Origin of the sequence: Pseudonocardia sp., from assembly GCF_050250275.1 — a bacterium.
Taxonomy (GTDB): Bacteria; Actinomycetota; Actinomycetes; order Mycobacteriales; family Pseudonocardiaceae; genus Pseudonocardia.
In genome coordinates this window covers 241,998-249,296 of sequence record NZ_JBFWOY010000005.1, presented here as the reverse complement: position 1 = coordinate 249,296, position 7,299 = coordinate 241,998, and the positions used below count along the sequence as shown (strand labels likewise).

At 71.1% G+C, this 7,299-nt stretch carries 4 protein-coding genes and 1 pseudogene; 2 read left to right on the top strand and 3 right to left on the bottom strand.

The genetic code is table 11. The features are described from left to right. Nucleotides 1-770: pseudogene (locus AB7F12_RS07755) on the bottom strand (hypothetical protein); the annotation flags it as partial. Nucleotides 771-928: 158 nt separating this feature from the next. Here AB7F12_RS07755 and AB7F12_RS07750 point away from each other — a divergent pair. Both AB7F12_RS07750 and AB7F12_RS07745 read left to right on the top strand, forming a co-directional pair. Then, nucleotides 929-2,317 carry an aspartate aminotransferase family protein gene (locus AB7F12_RS07750; protein WP_428502471.1) on the top strand — a complete coding sequence of 463 codons (1,389 nt, stop codon included), beginning with the start codon at nt 929-931 and terminating at the stop codon, nt 2,315-2,317. After that, nucleotides 2,314-3,474 carry a MalY/PatB family protein gene (locus AB7F12_RS07745; RefSeq protein WP_428502470.1) on the top strand — a complete coding sequence of 387 codons (1,161 nt, stop codon included), beginning with the start codon at nt 2,314-2,316 and terminating at the stop codon, nt 3,472-3,474. Before AB7F12_RS07750 ends, AB7F12_RS07745 begins: the two co-directional genes overlap by 4 nt. Nucleotides 3,475-3,549: 75 nt before the next feature. Here AB7F12_RS07745 and AB7F12_RS07740 read toward each other — a convergent pair whose 3' ends face one another. Beyond that, nucleotides 3,550-5,568 carry an ABC transporter ATP-binding protein gene (locus tag AB7F12_RS07740; protein WP_428502469.1) on the bottom strand — a complete coding sequence of 673 codons (2,019 nt, stop codon included), beginning with the start codon at nt 5,566-5,568 and terminating at the stop codon, nt 3,550-3,552. Continuing rightward, a complete protein-coding gene (locus tag AB7F12_RS07735; protein ID WP_428502468.1) occupies nt 5,565-7,298 on the bottom strand; it encodes an ABC transporter ATP-binding protein in 1,734 nt (577 codons plus the stop codon). The genes AB7F12_RS07740 and AB7F12_RS07735 overlap by 4 nt, the downstream gene beginning before the upstream one ends. Nucleotide 7,299: the final 1 nt, after the last annotated feature.

Genomic DNA, 7,299 nt, shown 5'->3' with positions numbered 1-7,299 from the left:
GGAACCCCGGTGGCGGGAACCCCGGTGGCGGGAACCCCGGTGGCGGGAACCCCGGTGGCGGGAACCCCGGTGGCGGGAACCCCGGTGGCGGGAACCCCGGTGGCGGGAACCCCGGTGGCGGGAACCCTGGTGGCGGGAACCCTGGTGGCGGGAACCCTGGTGGCGGGAACCCTGGTGGCGGGAACCCGGGTGGCGGCAATCCGGGTGGTGGGAACCCTGGTGGTGGCGGCAACCCGGGCGACAGTGGGCATGGCCACGGGGGTCCGCGTGGGGGTGATGGCCACGGCGGCCCCCGGGGCGGCGACGGCCACGGTGGTCCGCGTGGTGGTCATGGGCAGGATGACCCGCGTGGTGGTCACGGACACGGCGACCCGAGGGGCGGACACGGACACGCTGATCCGCGTGGCGGACACGACCGTGGACACGACCACGGCCGCCATCACCGGGCCGATCACAACAACCCGGGCCGGCATCAGGGTCACGACCACCAGGGTCGGCACCGCCACGGCCACGTGGTCGGCGGGCATCAGCAGCACGGGCCCGGTGGTCACCAGCACGGCCGGCCGGGCGGGCACGGCCCGCAGCACGGCGGCTCGCAGACCCCGGCCCGTCCAGGCGGTCAGCAGCACGGGCACGGTCAGCCGCACGGCCATGGCGGACAGCAGGGCCACGGGCAGCACGGCGGTTCGCAGAACCCGACCCGCGCGGGCGGGCACCAGACCTGCCACGTCGTCGACATCAACCGGCTCGTCGACGGCATCTTCGGGCACGTCACGAAGTCGGCGGGCAACTTCCGCTTCTGACCTGACCCGGTGACACCCGCGGCCCCCGTCTCGTCGAGGCGGGGGCCGCGGTCATCGCTGGACCGTTGCGGGGTGGGGCGTCATCCTGGGGCGACCGGTCGTGACCCCACACCTGAGGACCAACGTTGACCCTCGCCGAGAAGCCCACGCCGTCCGACGCCGCCGCGCTCGGCCGCAGAGCCGCCGACCACCTGTGGATGCACTTCTCGCGCATGGGCCGGTACGCGGACTCGCCCGTCCCGGTGATCGTCCGGGGGGAGGGCGCCTACGTCTACGACGATCGTGGCCGGCGCATCCTGGACGGTCTGTCCGGGTTGTTCGTGGTCCAGGTCGGGCACGGTCGGCGTGAGCTGGCGGAGGTCGCGGCGCGGCAGGCGGAGACGTTGGCGTTCTTCCCGGTGTGGGGGTACGCGCACCCGTCGGCGATCCAGCTGGCGGAGCGGCTGGCCGACCTCACCCCGGGCGACCTGAACCGGGTGTTCTTCACCTCGGGCGGCGGTGAGGCCGTCGAGACGGCGTGGAAGGTCGCGAAGCAGTACTTCAAGCTCACCGGCAAGCCGGCGAAGCACAAGGTGATCAGCCGGATGTCGGCGTACCACGGGACGACGCAGGGGGCGTTGGCGATCACCGGGCTGCCGGCGATGAAGCAGGACTTCGAGCCGTTGACCCCGGGTGGGTTCCGTGCGCCGAACACGAACATCTTCCGCGCGTCGGTGCACGCCGACGACCCGGAGGCGTTCGGCCGCTGGGCCGCCGACCGGATCGAGGAGGCGATCCTGTTCGAGGGGGCGTCGACGGTCGCGGCGGTGGTGGTCGAGCCGGTGCAGAACTCGGGTGGCTGCTTCACGGCGCCGCCGTCGTACTTCGCGCGGGTCCGCGAGATCTGCGACCGTCACGACGTCCTGCTGGTGTCGGACGAGGTGATCACCGGGTTCGGCCGCCACGGCGTGACGTTCGCGTGCGAGAAGTTCGGGTTCGTGCCCGATCTGATCACGTGCGCGAAGGGCATGACGTCGGGGTACAGCCCGATCGGGGCGATGATCGCGACGGACCGGGTGATCGAGCCGTTCCTGGCCGACAAGGTGACGTTCCCGCACGGCTACACGTTCGGCGGGCATCCGGTGTCGGCGGCGGTGGCGCTGGCGAACCTGGACATCATGGAACGGGAGGGCCTGCACCAGCGGGTCCTCGACAACGAGGGCGCGTTCGGGGCGACCCTCGACCGGCTGCGGGACCTGCCGATCGTCGGCGACGTGCGCGGCGACGGGTACTTCTGGGCGGTCGAGCTGGTCACGGACTCGTCGGGGACGACGCTCGACGCCGACCAGCGGGAGCGGATCGTCCGCGGCTTCCTGCCGGCGGCGCTGTTCGAGGCGGGTCTCTACTGCCGTCCGGACGACCGCCAGGACCCGGTGGTGCAGCTGGCACCCCCGTTGACGTGCGGGCAGGTGGAGTTCGACGAGATCGAGCAGATCCTGCGGGGTGTGCTCGCGGAGGCCTGGTCGCTGCTGTGACCCGTGATCCGCTGTTCGACGACCTGGTCCTCGCCGATCTCGCCCGCCGACCGGGCATCAAGTGGCGCCGGGCCGGGCCCGGCACGGTGGCGGCGTGGGTGGCGGACATGGACTTCGCGCCGCCGCAGCCGGTCACGGACGCGTTGGTGGAGCTGATCCGCGGCGGCGACCTGGGCTACCCCGAGTGGCTGCTGACGGGGACGCCGCTGCGCGCCGCGTTCGCCGCGCGGATGGCCGCCCGGTACGGCTGGGACGTCCCGGCCGACGAGGTCCGTGAGCACACCGACCTCATCCAGGGTGTGCAGATGGTGCTGCACCTGGCGACGTCGCCGGGCGACGGTGTCGCCGTCCACACTCCGGGCTATCCGCCGTTCCTGGCGACGGTGGAGGAGATGGGCCGCAAACGTGTCGACGTTCCGGTGCGCCGCACGGTCGACGGTTGGGACATGAACGTGGCCGCGCTCGACGACGCCGCGGCCGGCTGCCGGGTGCTGCTGCTGGTCAACCCGCACAACCCGACCGGGCGTGTCCTGCCCCGTGAGGAGCTGGCCGCGGTCGCGGAGATCGCGCGTCGGCACGACCTGCTGGTGATCTCGGACGAGATCCACGCGGAGCTGGTCCACGCGCCGAACGCGCACGTGCCCTTCGCGTCCCTGGGTGCGGACGCGGCGGCCCGGACCGTCACGTTCAACTCGGCGAGCAAGGCGTTCAACCTGGCGGGTCTGCACTGCGCGGTGGGGCACTGGGGGCCGCCGCGGCTGCGGGCGACCCTGGACGCCCATCCGTCGGAGCTGTTCGGCGGGGTGTCGTCGCTGTCGGTGGTGGCGACGCTGGCGGCGTGGGAGCACGGCGACGAGTGGCAGCGCCGGCTGCTGGCGGTGGTGCGGCGCAACCGGGACCGGGTCGCTGCGTGGCTGGCGCGGCGGGGTGGTGACGATCCCGTCCCCGAGGCCACCTACCTGTACTGGTTCGCCGCCCGCGCCCTGGAGCTGGACGCGGACGACGTGGTGGGGACGGTGAGCCGCGAGGCCCGGGTCCGGCTCGACGGTGGCCCCGGGTTCGGGCCGGGCCACGAGGGCATGCTGCGGCTGAACCTGGCGACGGCCGAGCCGGTCCTCGACGAGCTCCTGCGTCGCCTCGACACCCTGCGCGACTGACCCCCGACATGCAGGAACGGCACTTTCCCGCAACCCGGTTGCGGGAAAGTGCCGTTCCTGCAAAAACGCGCGGGGCTACTCCGGCGAGGCCGTCGCCGCGAGGAACTGGGCGTTGTAGAGCCGGAAGTACGCGCCCTGGGCGGCGAGCAGCTCCTCGTGGGTGCCCTGCTCGACGATGTGCCCGGCCTCCATGACCAGGATCAGGTCGGCGTCGCGGATCGTCGAGAGGCGGTGCGCGATGACGAAGCTGGTCCGGTCGGAGCGCAGGGCGGCCATGGCCCGCTGCACCAGCACCTCGGTGCGGGTGTCGACGGAGCTGGTGGCCTCGTCGAGGATCAGCAGCGACGGGTCGGCGAGGAAGGCGCGCGCGATCGTCACGAGCTGCTTCTCGCCCGCGCTGATGTTGCTGCCCTCCTCGTCGATGACGGTGTCGTAGCCGTCGGGCAGGCTGCGCACGAACCGGTCGACGTAGGTCGCACGCGCGGCGGCCAGGATCTCGTCCTCGGTGGCGCCGGGTCGGCCGTAGGCGATGTTCGCGCGAATCGTGCCGTTGAACAGCCAGGTGTCCTGCAGGACCATGCCGATGCCGGAGCGCAGGTCGTCGCGTTCCATCTTCGCGATGTCGACGCCGTCGAGGGTGATGCGGCCGCCGTCGAGCTCGTAGAAGCGCAGGACGAGGTTGACCAGCGTGGTCTTGCCGGCGCCGGTGGGTCCGACGATGGCGACGGTCTGGCCGGGTTCGGCGACCAGCGACAGGTCGTCGATCAGGGGGGAGTCCTCGACGTAGCGGAACGACACGTCCTCGAACGCCACCCGGCCGTGACGCTCGGTGCGCCGCAACGGGTTCGCCGGGTCGGGGGTCTGCTCGTCGGCGTCGAGGAGCTCGAACACCCGCTCGGCCGAGGCCACGCCGGACTGCAGCAGGTTGGCCATGGAGGCGACCTGCGTGAGTGGCTGGGTGAACTGGCGTGAGTACTGGATGAACGCCTGCACGTCGCCGAGGCTCATGGCGCCCGACGCGACCCGTAGCCCGCCGATGACGGCGACGAGCACGTAGTTCAGGTTCCCGATGAACATCATCGACGGCATGATGATCCCGGACATGAACTGGGCCCGGAAGCTGGCCTCGTAGAGTTCCTCGTTCTTCGCGGCGAACGACGCCTCGACCTCGCGGCGGCGGCCGAACACCCGGACGAGCTCCTGGCCGGTGAAGGCCTCCTCGATCTGGCCGTTGAGGGCGCCGGTGTGCTTCCACTGGGCCACGAACTGCGACTGCGAGCGCTTCGCGATGGCCTTGGTGAGCCACAGCGAGACGGGGATCGTGATGAGCGCGATGACCGACAGCAGCGGGGAGACCAGGAACATCATGATCAGGACGCCGACGACCGACAGCAGCGAGACGAGCAGCTGGCTCATGGTCTGCTGCAGGGACTGGGAGATGTTGTCGATGTCGTTGGTGACGCGGGAGAGCACCTCGCCGCGCTGCTGGCGGTCGAAGTAGCTCAGCGGCAGCCGGTTGAGCTTGTCCTCGACCTCGCGGCGCAGCACGAACACGGTGCGCTGGACGATGCTGTTGAGCAGGTAGCCCTGCATGTAGCCGAACAGCGACGACGCCACGTAGATCAGGACGACGCCGAGCAGGACGAGGCCCAGGGCGTGGAAGTCGATCCCGACGCCGGGGACGACGTCCTGCGCCTCGATGACGTTGGCGACGGTGCCGTTGCCGCGGGCGCGGGCGTCGGCCACGGCCTGCTCGGTGGTGAGCCCGGCGGGGAGCTGGCGGCCGATGACGCCGGCGAAGATGAGGTCGGTGGCGTGCCCGAGGATCTTGGGGCCGATGACGTTGAGTGTCACGCTGATCACGCCGAGCGCGACGACGACGGCGACGCCGATGCGGTGGGGTACGAGCAGGCCGGCGAGCCGCTTGGCCGACGGGCCGAAGTTCGACGCCTTCTCGGCGGGCATGCCGGCGCCCATCCAGGGCGGTCCGTTGCCGCGGCGGGCGTTGGCCATGCCGCGGGCGGCCTTGCCGGTCTCGGCGTCCTGCTTGGGCTTGCCCCCGGGGGCGCCCGGGGTGGGGGTGGTGGTGGTCATGCGGCCGCCTCCGCGGACAGCTGCGACTCGACGATCTCGACGAACGTCGGACAGGTCTGCAGCAACTCGTCGTGGGTCCCGCTCCCGACGACCACGCCGTCCTCGAGGACGAGGATCTGGTCGGCGTCGGCGATGGTGGACACCCGCTGGGCGACGATGACGACGGTCGCGTCGGCGGTGACCGGGCGCAGCGCCGCGCGTAGCCGGGCGTCGGTGGTGAGGTCGAGGGCGGAGAAGGAGTCGTCGAACAGGTAGATGTCGGGTTTGCGGATCAGGGCGCGGGCGATGGCGAGGCGTTGCCGCTGGCCGCCGGAGACGTTCGTGCCGCCCTGGGAAATGGGGGACTCGAGCTGCTCGGGCATGGCGCGCACGAAGTCCTCGGCCTGCGCGATCCGCAGCGCCTCCCACAGGTCCTCGTCGGTCGCGGTCGGGTTGCCGTAGCGGAGGTTGCTCGCGACGGTGCCGGTGAACAGGTAGGGCCGCTGCGGCACGATGCCGATGCGTCCCCAGAGGTCCTCGGGTTCCATGTCGCGGACGTCGACGCCGTCGATGCGGACGGCGCCGTCGCTCGCGTCGAACAGCCGGGGGACCATCGAGATGAGCGTGGTCTTGCCCGCGCCGGTGCTGCCGATGATGGCGGTGGTGCGGCCCGGGAGCGCGGTGAAGGTGATGTCGCGCAGGACGGGGGAGGCGGCTCCCGGGTAGGCGAACGTCGCGTCGTCGAACTCGAGGACGCCTGCCCGGGTGCGGGGGCTGACGGGCGCTGCGGGTGGGGCGACCGACGACTCGGTGTCGAGGACCTCGGTGATGCGTTCCGCGCAGACGGAGGCGCGGGGGATCATGATCGCCATGAACGTCGCCATCATGACGGCCATGAGGATCTGCAGCAGGTAGGCCAGGAACGCGGTGAGTGCGCCGATCTGCATCTCGCCGGCGTCGATGCGGCCGGCGCCGAACCACATGACGGCGACGCTCGACAGGTTCAGCACGAGCATGACGATCGGGAAGATCAACGCCTGCAGCCGGCCCGCCGCGATGGCGACGTCGGTGACGTCGGCGTTGGCCCGGCCGAACCGCTCGGTCTCGACGGGCTCCCGCACGAAGGCGCGGACGACGCGGATGCCGGTGATCTGCTCGCGCAGGACGCGGTTGACGGTGTCGATCCGGGTCTGCATGAGCCGGAACTTCGGGACCATCCGAACGATCACGAGTCCGATCGCGACGATCAGGACGGGCACGCAGACCGCCATCAGCCAGGACAGGCCGATGTCCTCGTTGAGCGCCATGATCACGCCTCCGACGCACATGATCGGCGCCGCGACCATCATGGTGCAGGACATCAGGACCAGCATCTGGACCTGCTGCACGTCGTTCGTGTTGCGGGTGATCAACGAGGGCGCACCGAACCGGTTGACCTCGCGGGCGGAGAACTCGCCGACGCGGTGGAACACGGCCGTCCGCAGGTCGCGGCCGAAGCCCATCGCGGTGCGCGAGCCGTACCAGACGGCCGCGATCGAGCAGGCGATCTGCACGAGTGTCACGAGCAGCATCCAGCCGCCGGTGCTGATGATGTAGCCGGTGTCCCCGAGGGCGATGCCCTTGTCGATGATGTCGGCGTTGAGGCTCGGCAGGTACAGCGACGCCATCGTGCCGATCAGCTGGAACAGCAGGACCAGCAGCAACGGCCGCGAGTAGGGGCGGAGGTGGGTGCGCAGGAGGCGGACGAGCATC

Coding starts and splice junctions, on each gene's coding strand:
- AB7F12_RS07740 (WP_428502469.1), bottom strand. CDS start 5,568: ATGACCACCACCACCCCCACCCCGGGCGCCCCCGGGGGCAAGCCCAAG.
- AB7F12_RS07735 (WP_428502468.1), bottom strand. CDS start 7,298: ATGCTCGTCCGCCTCCTGCGCACCCACCTCCGCCCCTACTCGCGGCCG.